The organism is Methylovorus glucosotrophus, from assembly GCF_009858335.1.
Lineage (GTDB): Bacteria > Pseudomonadota > Gammaproteobacteria > Burkholderiales > Methylophilaceae > Methylovorus > Methylovorus glucosotrophus.
On the sequence record NZ_VMSE01000002.1, the window covers coordinates 181,925 to 204,923 of the forward strand.

Here is a 22,999-nt window from a genome sequence, read left to right on the forward strand (position 1 = left end):
AAACGGCCCCATACGGGGCCGTTTTCTTGTCCACATGGCGAAAGCCAGCGCCGCAGTCTTTACTGCCCCAGCTGTGCTTCGTAGCCAGCGGCATCCAGTAATTTCTCCACATCGGCTGCGTTATTGGCCTTGAACTGGAATATCCAGGCTTCATAAGGTTTGTCATTGATGAGTTCTGGAGTGCCTTGCAGATCGGCATTGATCGCAGTCACGACGCCATCCAGCGGTGCATGCAGGTCTGAGCCAGTCTTGACGGACTCAACCAGCCCGCATGCCTGGCCTGCTTTAAGCTCAGTCCCGGGCTGGGGCGCCTCGACATAGACAATATCGCCCAGCAGATCCTGCGCATAATCCGTGATGCCTGCATTAAAAATCCCGGCTTGCTCCGTAGGGGAGACCCAGAGATGTTCGGCAGAATAATGCAGATTGTCCTTAATTTTCATGAGATCGCGCCGTTAGATGAGATATGGCTTATTTTCGCATAAGCTGACCGGCTCTGGCAGGTCCGCCGTGCGGATTTTTGCACCGCTGGAAAAACTCGGCATACAGCTAAACCAGCGCGTAAAGAATCTTCGCTATCTTGATGACAAATTGTGATTATTTGGATAATATCCAGCTAATCGTTTTAGAAGGACAGGCCGCAATGTTACGAAATTTTCTTATTATGGTGACGGCGTTCACCCTGTCCATGCCTCCCCTCGTGGTTGAAGCCGCTACGACACAAAAGTCTACCAAGCGCGTTGTAGCCAAGTCCAAGCCAGCCAAAACCAAAGTAAGTAGTCGCAAAATCATTCGCACCATTCGTGCTGATCGCAAATATCAGGTCCAGAAAGCCGCATACCACCCCGGTGTTTTTCAGGAAGATCATCCTTCCAACCTGCAGCTCGCTTCTTCCAAGGCACTGATTGTCAATCAGGAGACGGGGGAAGTGCTGTATGCCAAGAGCGTGGATCAGGCGACGCCCATTGCATCCGTTACCAAACTGATGACAGCGATGGTGATGCTGGATGCGCATCTGCCGATGGATGAACTGCTGACCATCAACGAGGCCGATGTGGACACCCTGAAAGGCACCAGCTCACGCTTGCGTCTGGGAACCACGCTGACGCGCGCCGAAATGCTGCATCTCGCCCTGATGTCATCCGAAAATCGTGCAGCATCGGCCCTGGGCCGCAACTACCCTGGTGGCTTGACTGCCTTTATTCGCGCCATGAATGCCAAGGCGTCCATGCTGGGCATGGCGCATAGCCAGTTTGTTGATCCTACCGGTCTGAACAGTGCGAACATCTCGACGGCGGAAGACCTGGTCAAGATGGTACGCGCAGCGTATCAATACCCTGAAATCCGCCAGGTCAGCACGTCTGCCTCTCAGGAGGTCCCGGTATATGGCTTGCGCAACCCGATCAACTTTGTAAATACCAATGTGCTGGTTCGTAACAGTGATTGGGTGATTGGCCTTTCCAAGACCGGCTTTATCAACGAGGCAGGCCGTTGTCTGGTGATGCAGGCGGAAATTGCTGGCCAGCCCATGATCATCGTGCTGCTGGATTCCTATGGCAAGTACTCACGTATTGGTGATGCCCAACGTATTCGTAAATGGATAGAGAGCAGCAACGTCTCTCGCCATATGAGCTAGTGTTTATAAGAGCGGCGTAAAGCCGCTGTGTAGTGCCGGCTAACCCCATCGAAAGATGGGGTTTTTTATTGGGTAAAGGCTGCTGGACGGCTAAAATTAGTAGGGGTATTAGCGCATTGAGGGGGAGAGGGGTGAAGCAGAGCAATGTGCCCCTTTCCAAAGGCAGAGGTTGATATGTGACATGGCAGCTACCTCCGCCAACGCTTGGGGAGAGTAGCTGCTGATCCGGTCTTAGCTTTCTGTCACAGCCGTTTTTTTGGCACGCGTGGCCGGTTTCTTGGTGGCCGTGGTTTTTTTGGTCGCCGTTTTTGCCGCTGGTTTTTTAGCAGCCGTGGTTTTTTTCTTGGCAGCGGGTTTCTTGGCCGGGGCTTCCTTGGCGGCTTTGGCTGCCAGCAGTGCCAGTGCTTCTTCCATGGTCAGCTCTTCTGGTGCCTCGCTGCTGGGCAGGGTGGCGCGCAATTTGCCATGCTGCACATAGGGGCCATAGCGGCCTGCATAAACTTCGATATTGCCGTCTTCCGTGGGGTGCTTGCCGAGGTCCTTGAGTGGCGCCGGGCCGGATTTGGCTTGGGCCAGCAGTTCGACCGCGCGCGGCAGATCGATATCGAACACGCTGTCCGAGCGAGGAATGGACTTAAACTTGCCATCGTGATTAACATACGGTCCAAAGCGGCCGATGTTGGCCACAATCTTCTTGCCGGTTTCTGGGTGTTGACCCAGATCGCGCGGCAAGGCGATCAGCTTCATGGCGACTTCCAGATCTACATTCGCCAGCGGAATTTCTTTGGGGATGCTGACGCGTTTGGGTTTCTTTTTGCTGCCTTCTGGCAGCCCCAGTTGCAGATAAGGGCCGTAAGGGCCGTTCAGTAGCAGGATATCCTTGTCGCTTGCCGGATCGTGGCCCATGATCACAGGTTCGCTGCTGGCGGCGGCGTTGCTGCCCGTATTGCGGATGTAGTCACATTCCGGATAGCCGGAGCAGCCGATAAACTTGCCGAAACGGCCAAGGCGGGAGTGCAATGGCTTGCCGCACTTGGGGCAGGCCTCGCCAATATCTTCCTGGGTGATTTCCGCGCGGTCGATATTGGCTTTTTCCAGCAACTGCTTGTTAAAGCCTTGCCAGAAATCATCCAGCACGGGGACCCACTCGCGTTCGCCTTCAGCGATATCATCCAGCTCGTTTTCGAGGTTGGCGGTAAAGCCGTAATCCACATAGCGAGTGAAATGCTCGGTCAGGAATTTATTGACGACGCGGCCCACGTCGGTTGGTGTAAAGCGTTTCTTGTCCAGCAGCACGTACTCTCTGTCCTGCAGGGTGGAGATAATGCTGGCGTAGGTGGAGGGGCGGCCAATGCCATATTCTTCCAGCACCTTTACCAGGCTGGCTTCAGAGTAGCGCGGAGGTGGTTCAGTGAAATGCTGGTCGCCAAAAATCTTGTTCACGTCCAGCACTTCGCCAGTTTCCAGGTGCGGCAGCTTGGCTTCAGCTTCTTCCTCGGCATCGTCCTGGCCTTCCATGTATACGGCAATAAAGCCGGGGAAAATCATGGTTTGACCGGTGGCGCGGAACAGGTTGGCATCCGAACCCACCGCCAGATCGACGCTGACGGCATCAAACTTGGCAGGTGCCATCTGACAGGCAAGGGCGCGCTTCCAGATCATTTCATAAAGGCGGAACTGCTCGGGCGTCAGGTAGTTTTTCAGGCTTTGCGGTGTGCGCGTGATATCGGTTGGACGTATCGCTTCGTGGGCTTCCTGGGCGTTCTTGGCCTTGGTCTTATACATGATGGGCGACTTCGGCAGATAGTCAGGCTCGAAGTTGCGCTTGATGTAGTCACGGATCTGCATGACGGCCTCGGCGGCCATGCTGAAGCTGTCCGTACGCATGTAGGTGATCAGACCCACGGTACCGTTACCAACATCAATACCTTCATACAGCTGCTGCGCAATGCGCATGGCGCGGCTGGTGGTGAACCCCAGTTTGCGCACGGCTTCCTGTTGCAGCGTGGACGTCGTGAAAGGCGCCGCCGGGCTGCGGTTTTTCTGTTTCTTCTCTACGCGGCTGACCGTGGTTTTGCCCGCGCTGGCGAGCAGCAGCTTGCCTACGATTTCGGCCTGCTGCGTTTCATTGGTCACCGTAAACTGTTCGACCTTGCTGCCATCCAGTTGCACCAGGCGTGCGTCAAACAGATGCTGATGTTTCTTGGATTCCAGATGGATGGTCCAGTATTCCTGGCTCTTGAATGCCTCAATCTCAAGCTCGCGCTCGACAATCAGGCGCAAGGCCGGACTCTGCACGCGGCCAGCAGAGAGACCACGGCGAATTTTTTTCCACAGCAGGGGCGACAGATTGAAGCCCACCAGGTAATCCAGTGCGCGGCGTGCCTGCTGTGCGTTGACCAGCGGCATGGAGATGTCGCGCGGGCTGGCAATCGCATTCTGCACTGCAGTTTTGGTAATTTCATGAAAGACCACGCGCTTGATCAGTTTGTCCTTGATCAGCTTTTTGTCTTTCAGGATTTCGGCAATATGCCAGGAAATGGCTTCACCTTCGCGGTCCGGGTCGGTTGCGAGGTAGATGGCATCAGAAGCCCGTACAGCCTTGGCGATGGCATCGACATGCTTGGAGTTGCGGTCGATGACTTCGTATTTCATGGCGTAGTCATTTTCCGGATCCACCGCGCCGTTCTTGGGAATCAGGTCACGCACGTGCCCATAAGAGGCAAGGACCTCAAAGTCGCTACCCAGATATTTTTTCAGGGTTTTGGCTTTTGATGGTGATTCAACAATCAGCAGTTTGGACATTGACGTGGGCGCAGACGATGGCAAGAGTGGCAGATAATAAGAGTAAATCCGTGACTAGACAAGGAAAGTCGCGTGTCAAGGGCTTGTCTCGCCACTATTTTGCAACTTTTATCTAGCCGTCGGCAAGTGCGCAAAATGGCGGGTTTACCCCTGATCAAGCTTCGATGTCGGCACTCAATCGATTTTCCGGACGGCGAAACTCAATGCGGGTACCTTCCTGACTAGCCATGGCAAGCGCGGGCTGCTCTTCCTTGGCGATGTCGCCAAACAAGGGGTCCTCATCTTCCAGCGATGCGCTGGTCAGGCCTTTGAAGTCGTATAAGTCAGTATCGGCCAGGTGCGATGGCTCGACATTGGTAATCGCACGGAAAATATTATTGATGCGGCCGGGCTGTTCGCGTTCCCACGCGTTCAGCATGTCCTTGATTTTTTGGCGTTGCAGATTTTCCTGCGAGCCACACAGGTCGCAAGGAATAATCGGGAATTCCATGCCCCTGGCGTAGGCGGCAATGTCTTTTTCAGCACAATAGGCCAGCGGGCGGATCACCATGAATTCGCCGCGATTGGTACTGAGCTTGGGCGGCATGGCTTTGAGCTTGGAGCCAAAGAACATATTCAGAAACAGGGTCTGCACAATATCGTCGCGATGATGGCCCAGGGCAATTTTATTGGCGCCCAGGGCTTTTGCCGTGCTGTAAATAATGCCGCGACGCAGGCGCGAGCACAGTGAGCAGGTGGTTTTGCCTTCGGGGATTTTTTCCTTGACGATGGAATAGGTGTCGGCTTCGACGATGCGGTATTCTACGCCCAGCTTTTCCAGATAGGCTGGCAGGACATCTTCCGGGAAGTTGGGCTGCTTCTGGTCCAGATTCATGGCGATCAGCTTGAAATCCACCGGTGCGCGTTCCTGCAGGGCCAGCAACAGCATCAGCATGGCATGCGAATCCTTGCCGCCGCTCATGCAGACCAGCACGGTGTCGCCGTCTTCAATCATGTTGTAATCACCAATGGCTTTGCCAGTGGCACTGATCAGGCTGTTGCGCAACTTCAGGAAGTTGGCGGAGACGTTGTCGGGATAATGTTTCATGCGGCTATTATAAAGTATGCATCCGGATTTGATGCATGGCTCACAAGTTAAGCGAGCGACCACCATCAATGGCCATCACGTGCCCGGTGACAAACGGCGCATCCTGAATCAGGAAGCGAACGGCTTTGGCCACATCGTCCCCCTCGCCTATGCGCTTCAGCAGGGTTTGCGAAATAACGCGTTGTCGATACACCTCGTCAAATTGCGGGTTGTCTTCCGGCCATAGCACGGGGCCGGGCGCCACGGCGTTAACGCGGACTTCTGGTCCGAGCTCATGCGCGAGCGATTTTGTCAGGGTGACCAGACCCGCTTTGGCCACGCTGTAGACGATGTAGCCTTTCTTCGGCCGTTCCACATGCATGTCGGTAATGTTGATAATGCAGCCGCTATTTTTGCGCAGCTCGGGCGCTGCTGCTTGCGACAGGAACAACGGTGCTTTGAGGTTGGAACCGACAAGGTCTGTCCAGGCGTCTTCGCTGATCTGGCCGAGCTCGGTGGCGTAGTAGCTGGAGGCGTTATTGATCAGCACGTCCAGTTTGCCGAACTGCTTGATCGTTTCCTGAATCAGGCTCGGCAGTACCGCGATATTCAACAGATCCGCCTGGATAATGGCGACTGAATTTGGCCGTTGCAGGTTGAGTTCGGATTGCAGGGCCCGGGCTTCGCTCGCCGAGCTGCGGTAATGGATCATCAGCTTTGCGCCGCCAGCATGCAGCAGGCGGCAGATGGAGGCGCCCACGCGCTTGGCTCCCCCGGTAATCAGTACTACTTTGTCATTAAGATTTGAATTCACGCCAGTTTCCGAAATAGTGCCCACTGCTGTTTATAATGCCGAGCTATCATGATCAATTCATTACCAAAACCAGATGCCGACGCGGCTGCCCACAGTCAGCAATTGAAGCTGCATATTGGCAGGCATATTGCAGAGGCGGGCGGCTGGCTGGACTTTGCACAATACATGGATTTGGTGCTGTATGCACCAAGCCTTGGGTATTACAGTGCCGGGGCCAAAAAGTTCGGTCCGGCAGGAGATTTTGTTACGGCTCCCGAGCTTTCTCCACTATTCGCCCGCACCCTTGCCACGCAGGCTGCCGACATACTCTCTGCAACTGCTGGGGATGTGCTTGAGCTGGGTGCCGGCAGTGGCCGGTTGGCGGCCGATTTGCTGCTGGAGCTGGATCGCCTGCAGCAGCTGCCATCACAATACCGCATTCTGGAGATAAGCGCTTACTTGCGGCAGGTGCAGAAGGATTACTTGCAGAAAGTTTTGCCCCCGCATTTGATGCAACGCGTGGAATGGCTGGATAGCCTGCCCGAGGCGTTTTCCGGCCTGGTGCTGGGGAATGAAGTGCTGGATGCCTTGCCCGTGCATATTGTCCATCAGCAGGCCGATGGGCTGTGGCAACGCGGCGTTGGGCTTGCGCCAGATGCTGAATTGCAGTGGGTTGATCGGCCAGCTGATGCGCTCATTCAGGCCGCATTCCGCGAGACTCGATTGCCTGAGTCGTACACCACCGAAATCTGTATGGCCGCTGGTGGCCTGATAGCCAGCCTTGCCAGCATGTTGCAACGTGGTGTCGTGCTGCTGATTGATTACGGGTTTCCTCGCCATGAGTATTACCACCCACAACGCCAGCAAGGTACGCTGATGTGCCACTATCGCCACCATGCGCATACGGATCCGTTTTTATACCCCGGCTTGCAGGATATTACGGCGCACGTGGATTTCACCCGGATTGCCGAATCTGCCATGCAACAGGGGCTGGCTGTCATGGGCTATGCCAGTCAGGCGCAATTCCTTATCAACTGCGGCATTACGGAGTGTCTTGCCGAGGTGTCCCCGCATGATGTCGCTGCATATGCACCGCTTGCTTCGTCTGCCCAGAAACTGCTATCCCCGGCGGAGATGGGCGAGCTATTCAAGGTGATCGCTGTTGGGCGCGGTGTTGATGAGCCTTTGCGTGGCTTTGGCCGCGGCGACAAACGACATACCCTGTAATCCAAATTCCCGCTGGGGCGCCATGCCCCCTCCGTTATAATGGCGGTTTAACGTAATTTGCATTGTGACCGGTATGGAACATAAAGAGCATGAGCTGCCCCCGGGTGAGCAGGACAATCCCAAGCATCGCCCCATTCGCAGCTTCGTATTACGGCAGGGGCGACTGACCGAAGGGCAGCGCAAGGCATTGGAGCAGTGGCTGCCAGTTTATGGCGTCGCGTATCAGCCGGAACCCATCGCGCTTGATCAGGTATTTGGCCGGGCGGAGAGTCCAAAAATTCTCGAGATCGGCTTTGGCATGGGGGATAGCACCGCAAAAATCGCCCAGTTACAACCCGATCGTGACTTTATAGGCGTGGAAGTGCATACCCCTGGCGTCGGCAGCCTGCTCAAGCTGGTAGGCGAAATGCACCTGGAGAATATCCGGGTGATTCAGCATGACGCCGTCGAGGTGTTGCAGCACATGATCCCGGATGCGAGCCTGGATGGCGTGCATATTTTCTTCCCGGATCCCTGGCATAAAAAGCGCCATCACAAGCGCCGCTTGATTCAGGCGGCTTTTGTACAGCTTCTGTGCAGCAAGCTTAAACCCGGCGCCTATCTGCATGTGGCGACAGATTGGCAGGAATATGCCGAGTGGGTGCTGGAGGTGTTGCAGGGGGAGCCGCAGTTGCGCAATACGGCGGATACGTATGCCGAGAAGCCGGATTACCGACCCTTAACCAAGTTTGAAAACCGTGGCATCAAGCTGGGCCACGGCGTCTGGGATATTATCTTCACCCGAAAATAGAGCCTTACTCCGCAGGGCTCTCGGAGGGTTCTTCTGTGGTGTGATCCTGTGGTGGAAACAGCCATTTGCCGATGACGGCTTCGGCTTCTTCCACGCCCTGTTTTTTCAGGCTGGAAAACAGCTGTACCGAGCAGTTGCCCCATGTGGTATTCAATTCTTTGCGCACGGCATTCAGGGTCAGCATGGCGGCACTTCTGGACAGCTTGTCCGACTTGGTCAGCAACACATGTATTGGCTTGCCGCTGGGGCCAAACCAGTCCAGCATTTGCCGGTCCAGCGGAGTCAAAGGGTGGCGGCTATCCATTACCAACACCAGTCCGTATAAGGATGAGCGGTGGTTCAGGTAATTGGAAAGCGTCATCTGCCAGTGCTTGCGCATGCTCTCCGGGACTTTTGCATAGCCGTATCCGGGCAAGTCCACCAGAAAACGATCTCCGCCCAGACTAAAGAAGTTGATCAGCTGCGTGCGGCCTGGCTGCTTACTGACGAAAGCCAGACGATTATGATTCGCCATGGTGTTGAGCGCGCTTGACTTCCCTGCATTTGAGCGGCCGGCAAAAGCGACCTCGATTCCGAATGGCGGAGGCAAGTCGCTCAGATGATGAGCGGAGATATGGAATGTGGCGTTTTGAAACAATGGCATAGATAGAGGCTTATTCAAGGACAGCAAGGGGCAAAAATGCTACCACGATAACGTAAATTTGGATAAAATGCGTGGCTAATGTTTAACCATATTTAAATCAGTAGTATTGTTTGAGGAGCTGGATATGAATTTCCGTCACATTGCGGTGCTTGCCCTGGGCTCAATGACCGCCATTTCTGCCTTTGCCGCAGGAGATGCCAGCAAGGGCGCTGCAACAGCGACCACCGTCTGCGCGGCCTGTCACGGTGCGGATGGCAATAGCATGGTGCCTATGTACCCCAAGCTGGCAGGTCAGCATCCGGAATACATTACCAAGCAACTCACCAACTTCAAGGCTGGCGATCGCAAGAACCCGATCATGGCTGGCATGGTGGCCAATCTGACCCCTGAAGACATGAGCAATCTGGGTGCATACTTCGGTTCGCAGACACCTAAACAAGGCACGGCCAAGAGCAATGGTGCTGGTTCTGTTGGCGAAAAAATCTTCAAGGGTGGTATTCCTGGCGTAGGTGTTCCTGCCTGTGCTTCCTGTCACGGTCCTGCTGGCGCTGGCATTCCTGTGCAGTTCCCACGTCTGGCTGGTCAGCATGCGGATTACACCGTGACCCAGCTGAAGGCATTCCGTGCTGGCGAACGTGCCAATGATGCTGCCAAGATGATGCGCATGGTGGCTGCCAAGCTGAGTGACAGCGATATGGCAGCGGTTGCTGACTATATTCAGGGTCTGCACTAAGCTAGTCCCATCGGGGCTGGTCCAATAGCTGTTTTAAAAAGTTAAGGGTGGCTGCAAGCCACCCTTAACTTTTTTGGCAACTCCTGCCAGTCTTGTTTGTCCTAAACGAACTCTTTCAGATTGATTACGCCTTGAAGCCTCAGTTCTCCAACTCCCGTCGACTATACGAGCTCCTTAGTTCCATGCGTTTTGCCGTGAGCTTGCTTACCGTATTGGGGATCGCGTCTATCATCGGAACGGTCCTCAAGCAAAACGAGCCTTATCCCAATTACGTGATCAAGTTCGGCCAGTTCTGGTTTGATCTGTTCGAAAAGCTGGGCTTGTATGACGTGTATCACAGCGTCTGGTTTCTGGTGATACTGGTGTTCCTGGTGCTGTCGACCAGCCTTTGTATTTATCGTAATAGCCCGCTGATGTTGCGGGAGTTGCGTGCTTATCGTGAGGGCGCGACAGAAAAATCCCTGCGGGCATTCAGTCATCGTGCTTCTTATACAGTTGCCGCTACTGCCGAGGCGCGTGCGCGTATCGTGCAGTTTTTAGGGCAGCGTGGTTTTCGGTTCAAAACTGTACAGCAAGCCGATGGCAGCGAGCTGATTGCCGCCAAGGCAGGCAGCTATCAGCGCCTTGGTTATATCCTGACGCACACGGCCATCGTCATCATTTGTGTGGGTGGCCTGATTGATGGCAACGTGCCCTTCAAGGTGCAAGAGCTGCTCGGCTACAAAAAGGTCGAAACGCTGGATATTCCCGAGAATGAAGTACCGGCCATCAGCCGCTTGTCTGTGCGCAATTTGTCTTTCCGCGCCAATATGACCCTGCCGGAAGGTGCCAGCTCCAATGTGTCTTTCATGCGCATTCGCGATGGTTATCTGGTGCAGGAGCTGCCATTCCGCATTCAGCTGAAGCAGTTCCGGATTGAGCATTACGCTACCGGTCAGCCCAAGTCCTTCGAGAGTGATCTCCTGATTATTGATCCTGACCTCAAGGAGCCGTTGGCGCACACCATCAGTGTCAATCACCCGCTGATTTATAAAGGCATTGCCATTTACCAGTCCGATTTTCAGGATGGTGGTACCAAGCTCAATTTCAATGCATATGGTTTGTTTGGCGCCAAAGATCAGCCGATCAAAGTGCAAAGCAATATCTTCAAGAACGTGACCCTGGGTGAGGGCGATCAGGCGCTGAAAGTTGAATTCAACGATTTCAGGTTGTTCAACATTCTTAACTTGTCTCCCGATGGCAAGGGCAAGCCACATAACGTCGGCCCCAACATCACCTACAAGGTGCGCGATGCCCAAGGTCAGGCACGCGAGTATGTGAGCTACATGCAGCCTTTGCAGCTTGATGGCCGCCGCTATTTCGTCACCGGCATGCGGGCAACGCCTCAGGATGAGTTGAAGTACCTGCGTATTCCTGCGGATGAGGATTACAGCTTGCAAGGGTTCATGCGGCTACGGGCCACCATGTTTGATCCCTCCCTGCACGAGGAAATTGCGCGTCGCTTTACTCAGGATGCCATGGGCGACAAAGCTGATCCTGACATGCGCAAGAAATTCCAGGCAAGTGTAGTGCAGTTGTTGCAAGGCTTTGATGCGGGTGGCTACACGCGGATTGCCAAGATGATTGAAGATGCCGTGCCAGAGCCGCAGCGCGAAAAGGCGGCGCAGACCTATCTGAAAATTATCTCTGGTGCGACGCTTGAGGCATACAAGCTGGGGCTTGAGCGTGCTGGACTCAAGGCCGGTGAGCCTGATTCCAATACGCAGATCTTTCTGCAGGAAAGTCTGAATGCCATGAGTGATCTGTTCTTTTATGGCGCCCCGTTTTATTTGCAGCTGGATGAATTCCAGCAACGTCAGGCCAGTGGTTTGCAACTGACGCGCTCCCCCGGCAAGAATCTGGTGTATGGTGGGTCTGTGTTGCTGGTGCTGGGCATCTTTGCCATGATTTATATCCGGGAACGCCGTATCTGGATGTTGATCAAACCCACTAATGAAGTGTTGTTTACCATGTCCGCCAATCGCAAGAATCGCGATCTGGATATGGAGTTCGAGCAGTACCGCGAACAGTTGCGTCGATTGTTGCAAAGCGAATAGCGCATGCTATCTAGCCAAGGATCAGGAAAAACCATGAATACCATTTTGTTTGAAGATCACCCTCAGCCGCTGTTGAAGCGTTTGCGCTGGCAGGATTGGCTGTATGCCATCATCCTCTGTGCGGGCGCGCTGTTTGCCTACCAGCAATATGGCGCTTACATGGATGCCTACGAAAAAACCTTTTTGATTGGGGCGGCGCTGGGCTTCAGTTATCTGGGCTGGCAGTGGAAACCCATGCGTCTTCTGATTATTGGCATCGGCATCATCAGCCTGTTTGCCATTCAGCTCTATCAGGCCGATCTGGCCCGCGCCGAGCATGCCTTCCTGTTGAAATTCCTTATCTCCAGCCAGTCCGCCATCATGTGGATGAATGTGCTGTTTGTGCTGGCTATGCTGACCTACTGGTTTGCCCTGTTCCGCCGTTCCGAATTCTCCGGCAAGGTGGCGACCAGCCTGACCTGGTCCGCCGTGCTGATGGGCTTTGTCGGCCTGATGGTGCGCTGGTATGAGTCCTATCTGATCGCCCCGGATGTTGGCCATATTCCAATCAGCAATCTGTATGAAGTATTTGTGCTGTTCTGCCTGATTACGGCACTTTTGTATCTTTACTATGAACGCCGCTATGAAACCCGCCAGCTGGGTGGCTTTGTCTTGCTGGTCATTAACGCGGCGGTAGGCTTCATCCTCTGGTACACCTTCGATCGTCAGGCCAATGCCATTCAGCCGCTGGTGCCTGCCTTGCAATCCTACTGGATGAAAATCCATGTGCCGGCCAACTTTATTGGTTATGGCGCCTTCTCGCTGGCAGCGATGGTGGGTAGCGCTTATTTGCTGGCTGAGCGTGGCATTCTGGCATCGCGCCTGCCCAAGCTCGAAGTGCTGGATGACGTGATGTACAAGGCGATTGCCGTCGGTTTTGCCTTCTTCACCATTGCGACTATTCTGGGTGCCATGTGGGCGGCGGAAGCCTGGGGCGGCTATTGGTCATGGGACCCGAAGGAAACCTGGGCCCTGATTGTGTGGCTGAATTATGCGGCCTGGCTGCACTTGCGCTTGGTTAAGGGCTTGCGCGGCAGCATGCTGGCCTGGTGGGCATTGGTAGGTTTGCTGGTGACGACCTTTGCCTTCCTCGGCGTCAATATGTTCCTTTCCGGCCTGCACTCTTACGGAACGCTTTGATGATTGGTGTTAGGCAGGCTGTTGCGGGCCTAGCGTAAACCAGACTGCACCTTCGCGATTTTCCTTCAACGCCAGCGTTAATCCGCTGGCGTTTGCCTGTTTGGCCGCCTGATACAAGCCTATGCCCAGCCCTTTGCCGGAGCTTACCTGTTTTTTGAACAGGTTCTCGGCGATAGTCGCGGGCATTGCGCTGCCGGTATCTCTTACCGCCACCGTATAGTGATGATCCCCACTGAGGCTGACATAAATGGCCAGCTCTGGCTGACTGCTGCGCTTGGCCAGGGCATTCTGAATCAGATTGTCCGTGACGCTATCCAGCACATCGCCATCCACTTCTGGGTTGGCGGAGATGGTGGTCTCGAAAATAATCCCAAGTTGAGGGTAATGCGCCTGAAAACTTTCCCACCACTGCAAGATGGGCAGCGTGTTACGTGTTTCGCTGGCAGGTGATTGCAGCTTGGTCAACGTTTTTGCCATGCGTTCATTCAGCAGGGGTAATTGCTTGCGGATCAAGGCAAGCAGTCGCTCCTGATCGCTTGCTGCGGTATGCTCGGCCGCGCTACACAAGGCGCCCATGGATTGGACCAGATTCTTGATGTCATGTGTCAGGCGGGCGCCGGTCTCATATACCGCCTGCATATAGGCATTCTGTGTCATGGTTTCTTCGCGGCGTTTGGCTTCGTAAAACTCAGCCACAATACGGGTCAGCAGTTTGACGTGTATCGTCAAGGCGGGTGTCAGCGGCCAGCGGCTATACAAGGTCAAATTCACATCATGAAACTGCAACTCATGCAGATGCATGCTGGGTTTCCCCAATTGCTGCTCGCTCTCACCGAGGCGCCATGTGGCGCCCTCAACCCACGGCAGCTGCGCAATGTCGGCAATGGCATGCGAAAGAAAGCTGGCTGGCGTGCGTTGCTGCTGGGCAAGCTCGGCGATACTCTGTATCCACTGTTCAAAAGGCAAGCCCACACTGAGCAGATAGCGCGAAAGTATCAGGCCAATCCCCGAGAAGCCTGCCCTGGGATTCCAGAACCAGCTCAAGGCCAGCAAGCCCGCCGCCAAGGCAAAAATCATCTTCAGCAATACTTCGGTGTAGCGTGCCTGTGTGGTCGTGGCGATGGCGAAGCATCCGAGCACCAGCGTGATGGTGATCATCAGCAGCATCAGCGTATAAAAAAAGTCCATGGCAAGCGCTTGCCGAGCATCGCCATGCTCAGCTTTGGTAAACAGTACGCCGACGGGCAGCAAAAGCAGCCCGTATTCAACGAGCACCATCAAGGCATCCGTATCGATATTTCTGGCGAGCAAACGCGGCACGACATGCATGGTCAGCATGGCCAGCAAATAGGTCGCGGCCAGCAGAAAGCCTGGGCGGGCAGATGTTTTTGCCAGCGAAAAAATACGTCCGCCCAGCAAGGAAAATAACAGGCAAAGCCAGAAAGCCATGAGCCACCAGCTCATGAACATGGTCATTACAATCCCACCGCCCAGCAGGATCAGGGCGGTTCGCAGGGTGAGGGGCTCCCTGCCATGCAGCACGGGCTGCCAAAGCAGAAAGCAACCATAATGAAAAAGTGCCCAGGCTGTTTGTAGCTCACTCCCTATGCCCCACACCAGCAACCCGTGCAATGAAAACAACATCAGCGCCAGCTGCCATTGCTGACGAGATGCCATGGCAAATCGCGAGGCTTGCATGGCAATCGATGTGGGGCTGGTAGGTGTCATTTTATTGTCAGAGATGATGATATTTTGACGCTGGGAAGATGATTTTAATCATATAAGCCCATAATCGTAATCAATTTAATTTCTGAACAAGAATTTCGCCTGTGGCACGCCAATTGCAATGTAGAATGCAACAAAAATCAGTTATTTCTGATGTTGGCAGGTAAAAAAATAACAGGGGTCATAAGGATAGCTTAATGAACAAACAATCTGGTTTTACCTTGATTGAGCTGGCAATTGTGCTGGTGATCATCGGCTTGCTGCTTGGCGGCGTGCTGAAGGGGCAGGAGCTGATTAACAGTGCCAAGGTAAAGAACATGGCATCTGACTTTAGAAACATTCAGGTTCAGGTATATTCCTATCAGGATAAATTCAAGGCATTGCCAGGGGATGACAAAGCCGCCATTAATCATGTGGGTGCAACCAGCAATGGCGACGGCGATGGCGTGATTGAAGGAGTCTGGAACTCGACAACCCAGACGGATGAAACCTACATTTTCTGGCAGCATTTAAGGCTGGCCGGACTGGCAACAGGCTCAACCACGCTGGGGGATGCGACTTACCAGCCGACCAACACCGAGGGTGGGGTGATTGGGGTGCAGTCCAATCCAAACAAGACGATTTCGGGGTTGAGCGGATCCTATGCCATATGCTCGACCGGCATTCTGGGCAAGTTCGTAAAACAGTTGGATGCCACCATGGATGATGGCAATACCGCGACTGGAGCCATGATGGCTGCCGAAGCGGTGAGTGGGACTGCAGCTGCAACTGCGGTTGTGTCCGCCGGGAGTAGTCCATCCATTGTGGATTCGCAGAAATACGTGGTGTGCATGGCGTTTTAAGGCAGTTAAATTGTTGTAAAAAAGCCCGCTTAGGCGGGCTTTTTTGTTTTTGTATTACGTGCGCAACACGAATTGATTTAAAATGGCAGGATTCCAAATTCCAAGACCGCTATGGCCGACAACATCGTCGAAATCGACAATCTATCCTTTGGTTACAAAGGGCGACTGCTGCATAAGGGCATTAATATGTCCTTTCCGCGTGGCAAGGTGATCGCCATCATGGGTGGCAGTGGAAGTGGCAAGACAACCTTGCTGCGCCTGATTGGCGGGCAGCTGGTGCCCACTCAAGGCGAAGTGCGTGTCGAGGGTCAGGTGGTCCACAAGCAGGATCGTCACGGCCTGTTTCAGCTGCGTCGCAAGATGGGCATGCTGTTTCAGTTCGGCGCCCTGTTTACCGATTTGTCGGTTTACGAAAATGTCGCTTTCCCCATTCGGGAGCATGCTGACCTGCCTGAGTCCATCGTCCGTGATCTGGTGATGATGAAACTGAATGCCGTTGGTTTGCGCGGTGCTCGTAACTTGATGCCGACGGAGCTTTCCGGTGGTATGGCGCGCCGCGTGGCTTTGGCCCGAGCGATTGCGCTTGACCCGTCCATTATCATGTATGACGAGCCATTTACTGGTCTCGACCCGATTTCCATGAGCGTCACCTGCAACCTCATTCGTAGTCTGAATGATGCCTTGGGGGCGACCTCCATACTGGTTACCCATGATGTGAAAGAAGCGTTTTCGATTGCCGATTATGTCTACATCGTGGCCAATGGAGTGGTTGAGGCGGAAGGTGCTCCTGACGAGTTGCGGCAGTCGACGCTGCCGTTTGTACATCAATTTGTGCATGGTGAAGTTGATGGGCCAGTGCCCTTCCACTATTCCGCGCCTGATTACCGGCGCGATATGCTGAGAGGGCAGGATGCTTAATCGTTTGGCTGAAGTGTTGCGTGGCATGGGCCACCGCATTATTGATCGTGTCTGGCGTCTGGGTTCAGGCGCGCGATTCTTTCTGTACACGCTGATTTATTCTGGCGAGAGTTTCAGGCGTATCCATCTGACCATCCGGGAAATTTACTTTACCGGCGTCATGTCCTTGCTGATCATTCTGGTGTCGGCATTCTTTGTCGGCATGGTGCTGGCGTTGCAGGGTTATAACACCTTGCAGAAATATGGCTCGTCAGAAGCGATTGGCGTGCTGGTGGCGCTTTCCCTGGTGCGCGAGCTGGGTCCTGTGGTCACGGCACTGTTATTTGCTGGTCGAGCCGGTACGGCCATTACCGCTGAAATCGGCCTGATGAAAACGACCGAGCAGTTGTCGGCGATGGAAATGATGGCGGTCAGCCCGATTGCCCGTGTAGTGGCTCCTCGCTTCTGGGCCGGTGTGGTTTCCATGCCTTTGCTGGCAGCTCTGTTCTCTATGGTAGGGGTATTGGGCGGTTATCTGGTGGCGGTTCCGGTCATCGGCGTGGATAACGGCGCTTTCTGGTCGCAAATGCAGGCCAGCGTTGATTTTCAGGCTGATATTGTGAATGGTGTCATCAAGAGTGTGGTGTTTGGCGTTGCTTGCACCATGATTGCCCTGTTTGAGGGGTTTGATGCTCCGCCTACTGCCGAGGGCGTAAGCCGGGCAACAACACGTACGGTGGTGAATTCGTCCCTGGCTGTGCTTGGCCTGGACTTCATCCTGACTTCTTTCATGATTGTGACTTGATTCGCTGATTGCGGGTGAGTAAGCCCTTGTGTAGGGCGCGAAATAAAATGCGTGATAACGCAAAGACTGGAGATTGAATGGAACGCACAACAATGGATTTATGGGTCGGCATTTTTGCCGTCGCTGGCGCTGCCGCCTTGTTTGGACTGGCGCTGAAAGTGGGCAATCTGACTTCCAGTAGCATCGGCGAAACTTACACGGTAACTGCTGCTTTTGAAAATATTGGCGGTTTGAAGCCACGTGCCCCGGTAAAAAGCGCGGGTGTGGTGATCGGCCGTGTCGACAATATTCAGTTCGATAGTAAAACCTTTGAAGCAAATGTGACTCTGAAGTTGGATAAGCGTTATCCATTCCCCAAAGACACGTTTGCCAATATTTATACGGCTGGCCTGCTGGGCGAGCAATATGTGGGTCTGGAAGCCGGTGGCGATGACCAGTCATTGAAAGATGGGGACAAGATTTCCCATACCCAGGATGCAGTTGTCCTGGAAAAAATGATCAGTCAGTTCTTGTATAACAAAGCCTCCGAAAGTGGCGATAGTAAAAAGGCGGAATAAACATGAAGTCTGTAATGAAATTCGTAGCAAGTATTGCCCTGATGGGCGCAATGCAGTTGGCTGTGGCCGATGTCGCCCCTGACGTGCTGGTGAAGTCGACTGCTGATGAAGTGCTGGCCATCGTCAAGAAAGACAAGGATATTCAGGCCGGCGATCAGAAGAAGATTTTTGCCTTGGCAGAAGAAAAGATTTTGCCCAATTTCGATTTTGATCGTGTGTCACGCATGGTGCTGGGCAAAAACTGGAGCCGCGCCAGCAAAGAGCAGCAGGATGCCTTCCAGAAGGAATTCCGCAGCCTGATGCTCCGTACCTATGCCACGGCGCTGGGTAAGTATCGTAACCAGACCATCAACTACAAGCCATTGCGCGCCGAGCCTTCCGATAAGGAAGTGACCGTCAAGACGGAAATCGTGCAGCCAGGTGGTCAGCCTATCGCTGTCGATTACAGCCTGGAAAAAACCGGCGAAGCCTGGAAGGTCTACGATATCGTCATTGAAGGCGTGAGCCTGGTGACCAACTATCGTGGTCAGTTCAGCAATGAAATCCGCCAGTCCGGCATGGATGGCCTGATTCAAAAGCTGGCCGACAAGAACGCTGGTTCTGCCAAATAACGGCAAGCAGAATGACGCAAATTATTTCTGAAGGGCAGCGCTGGCAGGTGCAGGGCGATATGACGATGCCACAGGTGAATAAGCTGCTGGCACAAAGTCAGGCCTTGCCTATGGCCGATCGTCTTGAAGTTGATCTTTCCGCCGTGTCTGATGTGGATACGGCGACGATCAGCGTGCTGTTTGAATGGCTGCGCCGTGCGCAGGATCAGAAGTGTGAATTGAAGTTCATCCATTTTCCCAAGAACCTGACCAGTCTGGCGACGCTCTATGGCGTGCTGGATCTGATCCCTCACGTCGCCGCTTAGGCATTCGGGCTTTGCCCGTTTCATGACCATGACCCCCGCAATCAAGATTGAGCAGGTAACCAAGGATTTCGGTGCCTTAAAGGCACTGAAGGGGATTGATCTGTCGATTGAGCAGGGGGAGTTCTTTGCCTTGCTCGGCCCCAATGGGGCAGGCAAGTCCACCTTGATCAACTTGCTGGCTGGCCTGCTGCGTCCAAGTAGCGGTAAATTGTCAGTGATGGGGCATGACGTAGTATCCCAATATGCGCAGGCCAGGCAGTTACTGGGCGTTGTCCCGCAAGAACTGGTGTTTGATCCATTTTTCAATGTGCGCGAAATGTTGCGCTTTCAGGCGGGGTATTTTGGTCGTGGGCCAGAAAATGACGCCTGGGTGGATGAAGTGATTGAGTCCCTGGGACTGACCGACAAGGCCCACGTCAATATGCGTCGCCTGTCTGGTGGCATGAAACGTCGGGCATTGATTGCACAGGCGCTGGCCCACAAGCCTCCCGTTATCGTGCTGGATGAACCAACCGCGGGCGTTGACGTGGAATTGCGCCAGACCATGTGGGCGTTCATCCAGCGCCTCAATCGCGAAGGTCATACCATCATTCTCACCACGCATTATCTGGAAGAGGCTGAAGTGCTCTGTTCGCGCGTTGCCATGATGAAGTCGGGCCAGATTGTGGCGCTGGACACCACGGCGAATCTGCTCAAGCAGATTCCTGGCAAGCAGCTGCGCGTCACCATGGCGCCTGGCAGTGTGCTGCCTGTTGGCATCGCTGCGCTGGTGCGTCATCGTGATGGCGATGTCTACACTTTTACATTGAATGATGTCGCCCAAGTGGCGGACGTATTGGCGGAGCTTCGCCAGTCGCAATTGACGTTTACGGATATGCAGCTGCTGGAAGCTGATCTCGAGGATGTATTTGTCGATATGGTGGGGCGCGCATGAGCAGTCTCATCTCAGCACGCATGCGCGGTCCCTGGACGTTGTTCAAAAAGGAGCTGCTACGCTTCTGGCGCGTCAGTTTTCAGACCGTCGCAGCCCCGGTCATGACTGCGCTGCTGTATTTGCTGATTTTTTCCCATGTGCTGGACAAGCATGTGCAGGTGTACGACGGCGTGGGTTACACCGCCTTCCTGATCCCGGGCCTGATCATGATGTCGGTATTGCAGAATGCCTTCGCCAATAGCTCATCCAGCCTTATCCAGTCCAAGGTGATGGGCAGTATTATTTTTGTGATGCTGACTCCGCTGTCTTACCTGGAGTTTTTCCTGGCATTCCTGGCGGCGTCCATCATTCGTGGCTTGGTGGTGGGGCTATGTATTTATCTGGTAGCGATCATTTTCATTGATCTGCCGATTGCGCATCCGGGGTTCATTCTGGCATTCGCGTTTCTGGGTAGTGCATTGCTGGGCGCGTTTGGCATTATCGCCGGCATATGGGCGGACAAGTTTGATCAGATGGCGGCATTCCAGAATTTTATTATCATGCCTCTGTCATTCCTTTCTGGCGTGTTTTACTCGATCCATTCCTTACCGCCGGTATGGCAGACGGTTTCCCATTTCAACCCGTTTTTCTACATGATAGATGGCTTCCGGTATGGGTTTTTTGGGCAAGGCGACATTTCTCCTGCCGTCAGTTTGCTGGTGGTCGGGGTCAGTTTCTTGCTGCTGTCATGGCTTGCGCTCAGAATGTTGAAATCCGGATACAAGCTCAGGGGCTAAAATGTTAAGCGCAGATGATGTAAAAACCTATATAACGCAAGGTCTGGCGTGTGATTACGTGCAAGTGCTGGGTAATGATGGCCAGCATTTTGAGGCGGTGATCGTGAGCGCTGCCTTTACAGGAAAGAATATGGTGCAGCAGCACCAGTTGGTTTATCAGGCTTTGGGCGATCGCATGCGCCAGGAAATTCATGCCTTATCGATGCGCACCTTCACGCCCGAAACCTGGGCGCAACGTGCTTCGACTTAAGCTCTTAAGGAGTTTGAAATGGATAGTACTCAAGAATTGATCAAGAATCAGGTCACGGCAAACCCAGTGGTGCTTTATATGAAGGGCACGCCTAAGTTTCCGCAATGCGGTTTCTCCGGTCTTGCCGTGCAGATTTTGCAGGCGAGCGGGGTCAAGGATTTCGTGGCGGTGGATGTGCTGGCTGATCCTGCTATTCGTGATGGCATCAAGGTTTATGCTAACTGGCCAACTATTCCCCAGCTCTATATCAAGGGCGAGTTCGTGGGTGGCGCTGATATCATGCGCGATCTGTTTCAACAGGGCGAGCTGCAAAAAATGCTGGAATCCGCTACTGCCTGAATCTTCGGGCAGTCGCTAGACAATAAACGTTAGGGATGGATTTTGGACAAGCTGGTTATTGAAGGCGGCATTCCGCTACAAGGGGAAATCACCATTTCTGGTGCCAAGAATGCGGCATTGCCGATTCTCTGCGCTTCGCTTCTGGCGGAAACCCCGCTTAAACTGAGCGCGGTGGCCAAACTCAAGGATGTGGGGACTACCATTACCTTGCTGGAGCACATGGGTGTTCAGGCCAGCCGATCCGAAGATCGTGTCGTCCTCGATGCTTCGCATATTCATACCCAGGAAGCGCCTTATGAAATGGTGAAAACCATGCGCGCTTCCATCCTCGTGCTGGGGCCTTTATTGGCCCGGTTTGGTCATGCCAGGGTGTCGTTGCCAGGAGGGTGTGCCATTGGTTCGCGGCCTGTGGATTTGCATATCAAGGGATTGCAAGCCATGGGCGCCGAGATCCATATCGAACATGGCTACATTGAGGCGCGTGCCAGCAAGCTCAAGGGAGCGCGCTATTTCATGGATATGGTCACGGTCACCGGTACCGAAAATCTCATGATGGCCGCGTGTTTGGCCGAGGGAACCACGGTGCTTGAGAACGCCGCCAAAGAACCCGAAGTGGTTGATCTGGCTGATTGCCTGATCAAAATGGGCGCGCGTATTGAAGGTGCTGGTACTGACATCATTACCATACACGGTGTGGAGCGTTTGCATGGCTGCGAACATCAGGTGGTATGCGATCGTATCGAGGCAGGAACCTATATGGTGGCTGCCGCCATGACCGGTGGTTGCGTCAAATTGAACAATGCACGGGCAGACCTGCTGGATGCCGTGATCGAGAAGTTGCGCGATGCCGGTGTAACAGTGGAAAGTGATGCAACTAGCATCACCGTGAAAAGTAACGGAAAATTGAAGGCTGTGAATATCCGCACAGCGCCGCATCCCGCTTTTCCCACGGACATGCAGGCGCAAATGATGGCCTTGAATACCATCGCGGATGGTGTGGCTAAAGTGACAGAGACTATTTTCGAAAATCGCTTCATGCATGTGCAGGAAATGCAGCGCCTGGGTGCCCAGATTGAAGTGGAAGGCAATACGGCGATTGTGCGAGGCGTGCCCAAGCTGGAAGGCGCTACCGTAATGGCGACTGACTTGCGCGCTTCGGCCAGTCTGGTGCTGGCGGCGCTGGTAGCCAGTGGCGAGACGATAATCGAGCGTATTTATCACCTGGATCGTGGCTATGAAAATCTCGAAGAGAAGCTCACAGCGCTGGGTGCCAAGGTCAAGCGTACTTCTTGATGCGCTTTGCCATTGAATGACCGTATTAACAGAGAACTGAATTCATGATCACCATTGCCCTATCCAAAGGCCGCATTTTTGAAGAGACCACCCCTCTGCTGGCGGCCGCGGGCATTCATGCCCTGGAAGCGCCAGAGGCTTCGCGCAAGCTGATTCTGCCGACCAACCGTCCAGACGTCCGCTTGCTGATTGTGCGGGCGACCGATGTCCCCACTTACGTGCAATATGGCGCGGCTGATCTGGGCATTGCTGGCAAGGACGTGTTGACTGAACATGGTGGCGAAGGGCTGTATCAGCCGCTGGATCTGCAGATCGCCCGGTGCAAGATGATGGTCGCCGTGCGTGAGGATTTCGATTATTTCGGTTCGATTCGTCGCGGTGCCCGTCTCAAGGTCGTGACGAAATATGTGAAAACGGCGCGTGAGCATTTTGCCAACAAAGGCATGCATGTTGATCTGATCAAGTTGTATGGTTCGATGGAACTGGGCCCATTGGTCGGCCTGGCCGATGCGATTGTCGACCTGGTGAGCACCGGCGGCACATTGCGCGCCAATCAGCTCAAGGCCGTCGAAGAGATTGCTGATATCAGCTCTCGCCTGGTGGTGAATCAGGCTTCGCTCAAGCTGAAGCGTGGCGAGCTGCAACCAATCATGGATTCATTTGCCCAAGCAGTGGCAGAAAATGGAAAGAAATAAGG

The 22,999-nt window shown here is 54.0% G+C and carries 24 protein-coding genes; 18 read left to right on the top strand and 6 right to left on the bottom strand.

The annotated features are described in order from the left end of the window. Positions 1-59 precede the first annotated feature (59 nt). Positions 60-443: a glycine cleavage system protein GcvH gene (gene gcvH / locus FNL37_RS11855; protein ID WP_159356319.1), complete on the bottom strand. Its 384-nt coding sequence runs from the start codon at positions 441-443 to the stop codon at positions 60-62. 200 nt (positions 444-643) lie between these two features. Here gcvH and pbpG point away from each other — a divergent pair, with 200 nt between their 5' ends. Then, on the top strand, positions 644-1,636 hold the full coding sequence (gene pbpG / locus FNL37_RS11860) for a D-alanyl-D-alanine endopeptidase (RefSeq protein WP_015829233.1): 993 nt from the start codon (positions 644-646) through the stop codon (positions 1,634-1,636). Between the two features lie 231 nt (positions 1,637-1,867). On the opposite strand, the gene topA is transcribed toward pbpG, so the two are convergent. The 3 genes from topA to FNL37_RS11875 all read right to left on the bottom strand — a co-directional run bounded on the left by topA (position 1,868) and on the right by FNL37_RS11875 (position 6,321). Then, entirely contained in the window at positions 1,868-4,441 is a 2,574-nt protein-coding gene (gene topA / locus FNL37_RS11865) for a type I DNA topoisomerase (RefSeq protein WP_159356320.1), read from the bottom strand. 154 nt (positions 4,442-4,595) lie between these two features. After that, positions 4,596-5,528, bottom strand: a complete 933-nt coding sequence (gene ttcA / locus FNL37_RS11870) for a tRNA 2-thiocytidine(32) synthetase TtcA (RefSeq protein ID WP_041369889.1) — start codon at positions 5,526-5,528, stop codon at positions 4,596-4,598. A 40-nt stretch (positions 5,529-5,568) separates the two neighbouring features. Next, positions 5,569-6,321: a pteridine reductase gene (locus FNL37_RS11875; protein ID WP_013441074.1), complete on the bottom strand. Its 753-nt coding sequence runs from the start codon at positions 6,319-6,321 to the stop codon at positions 5,569-5,571. 48 nt (positions 6,322-6,369) lie between these two features. On the opposite strand from FNL37_RS11875, the gene FNL37_RS11880 reads away from it, so the two are divergent. Continuing rightward, positions 6,370-7,527: a class I SAM-dependent methyltransferase gene (locus FNL37_RS11880; protein WP_159356321.1), complete on the top strand. Its 1,158-nt coding sequence runs from the start codon at positions 6,370-6,372 to the stop codon at positions 7,525-7,527. 73 nt (positions 7,528-7,600) lie between these two features. Next, on the top strand, positions 7,601-8,317 hold the full coding sequence (trmB, locus tag FNL37_RS11885) for a tRNA (guanosine(46)-N7)-methyltransferase TrmB (RefSeq protein ID WP_159356322.1): 717 nt from the start codon (positions 7,601-7,603) through the stop codon (positions 8,315-8,317). Between the two features lie 4 nt (positions 8,318-8,321). On the opposite strand, the gene yihA is transcribed toward trmB, so the two are convergent. Beyond that, on the bottom strand, positions 8,322-8,960 hold the full coding sequence (gene yihA, locus FNL37_RS11890; RefSeq protein WP_159356323.1) for a ribosome biogenesis GTP-binding protein YihA/YsxC: 639 nt from the start codon (positions 8,958-8,960) through the stop codon (positions 8,322-8,324). A gap of 124 nt (positions 8,961-9,084) precedes the next feature. Between yihA and FNL37_RS11895 the strand changes: the two genes are divergently transcribed. From FNL37_RS11895 to ccsB, 3 genes are all read left to right on the top strand, one after another. Then, positions 9,085-9,693 carry a c-type cytochrome gene (locus FNL37_RS11895; RefSeq protein WP_013441078.1) on the top strand — a complete coding sequence of 203 codons (609 nt, stop codon included), beginning with the start codon at positions 9,085-9,087 and terminating at the stop codon, positions 9,691-9,693. Positions 9,694-9,875: 182 nt separating this feature from the next. Continuing rightward, positions 9,876-11,789, top strand: coding sequence for a cytochrome c biogenesis protein ResB (locus tag FNL37_RS11900; RefSeq protein ID WP_159356537.1), 1,914 nt, complete (start codon positions 9,876-9,878; stop codon positions 11,787-11,789). A 33-nt stretch (positions 11,790-11,822) separates the two neighbouring features. Next, the gene (gene ccsB, locus FNL37_RS11905; protein WP_013441080.1) at positions 11,823-12,968 is read left to right on the top strand and encodes a c-type cytochrome biogenesis protein CcsB; all 1,146 of its coding nucleotides are present in this window, start codon (positions 11,823-11,825) and stop codon (positions 12,966-12,968) included. Between the two features lie 9 nt (positions 12,969-12,977). On the opposite strand, the gene FNL37_RS11910 is transcribed toward ccsB, so the two are convergent. Then, positions 12,978-14,696 carry a sensor histidine kinase gene (locus tag FNL37_RS11910; protein WP_159356324.1) on the bottom strand — a complete coding sequence of 573 codons (1,719 nt, stop codon included), beginning with the start codon at positions 14,694-14,696 and terminating at the stop codon, positions 12,978-12,980. 194 nt (positions 14,697-14,890) lie between these two features. Here FNL37_RS11910 and FNL37_RS11915 point away from each other — a divergent pair, with 194 nt between their 5' ends. From FNL37_RS11915 to hisG, 12 genes are all read left to right on the top strand, one after another. After that, positions 14,891-15,535, top strand: coding sequence for a prepilin-type N-terminal cleavage/methylation domain-containing protein (locus tag FNL37_RS11915; RefSeq protein ID WP_015829242.1), 645 nt, complete (start codon positions 14,891-14,893; stop codon positions 15,533-15,535). Between the two features lie 111 nt (positions 15,536-15,646). After that, positions 15,647-16,453, top strand: a complete 807-nt coding sequence (locus FNL37_RS11920; RefSeq protein WP_013441083.1) for an ABC transporter ATP-binding protein — start codon at positions 15,647-15,649, stop codon at positions 16,451-16,453. Next, positions 16,446-17,237, top strand: coding sequence for a lipid asymmetry maintenance ABC transporter permease subunit MlaE (gene mlaE, locus FNL37_RS11925; protein WP_159356325.1), 792 nt, complete (start codon positions 16,446-16,448; stop codon positions 17,235-17,237). Before FNL37_RS11920 ends, mlaE begins: the two co-directional genes overlap by 8 nt. 77 nt (positions 17,238-17,314) lie before the next feature. Beyond that, on the top strand, positions 17,315-17,794 hold the full coding sequence (gene mlaD, locus FNL37_RS11930) for an outer membrane lipid asymmetry maintenance protein MlaD (RefSeq protein ID WP_015829244.1): 480 nt from the start codon (positions 17,315-17,317) through the stop codon (positions 17,792-17,794). A gap of 2 nt (positions 17,795-17,796) precedes the next feature. Beyond that, positions 17,797-18,405, top strand: coding sequence for an MlaC/ttg2D family ABC transporter substrate-binding protein (locus FNL37_RS11935; protein ID WP_013441086.1), 609 nt, complete (start codon positions 17,797-17,799; stop codon positions 18,403-18,405). 11 nt (positions 18,406-18,416) lie between these two features. Then, positions 18,417-18,710: an STAS domain-containing protein gene (locus FNL37_RS11940; protein WP_013441087.1), complete on the top strand. Its 294-nt coding sequence runs from the start codon at positions 18,417-18,419 to the stop codon at positions 18,708-18,710. 22 nt (positions 18,711-18,732) lie between these two features. Next, complete coding sequence (locus tag FNL37_RS11945; protein ID WP_013441088.1) at positions 18,733-19,644, top strand: ABC transporter ATP-binding protein; 912 nt, start codon at positions 18,733-18,735, stop codon at positions 19,642-19,644. Beyond that, positions 19,641-20,420: an ABC transporter permease gene (locus FNL37_RS11950; RefSeq protein ID WP_013441089.1), complete on the top strand. Its 780-nt coding sequence runs from the start codon at positions 19,641-19,643 to the stop codon at positions 20,418-20,420. The genes FNL37_RS11945 and FNL37_RS11950 overlap by 4 nt, the downstream gene beginning before the upstream one ends. A 1-nt stretch (position 20,421) precedes the next feature. Further along, on the top strand, positions 20,422-20,670 hold the full coding sequence (locus FNL37_RS11955; RefSeq protein ID WP_013441090.1) for a BolA family protein: 249 nt from the start codon (positions 20,422-20,424) through the stop codon (positions 20,668-20,670). A gap of 18 nt (positions 20,671-20,688) precedes the next feature. After that, positions 20,689-21,009, top strand: coding sequence for a Grx4 family monothiol glutaredoxin (grxD, locus tag FNL37_RS11960; RefSeq protein ID WP_013441091.1), 321 nt, complete (start codon positions 20,689-20,691; stop codon positions 21,007-21,009). Between the two features lie 42 nt (positions 21,010-21,051). Further along, positions 21,052-22,302, top strand: a complete 1,251-nt coding sequence (gene murA / locus FNL37_RS11965; protein ID WP_159356326.1) for a UDP-N-acetylglucosamine 1-carboxyvinyltransferase — start codon at positions 21,052-21,054, stop codon at positions 22,300-22,302. 44 nt (positions 22,303-22,346) lie between these two features. Next, complete coding sequence (hisG, locus tag FNL37_RS11970) at positions 22,347-22,997, top strand: ATP phosphoribosyltransferase (protein ID WP_013441093.1); 651 nt, start codon at positions 22,347-22,349, stop codon at positions 22,995-22,997. The last annotated feature ends 2 nt before the right edge of the window (positions 22,998-22,999 follow it).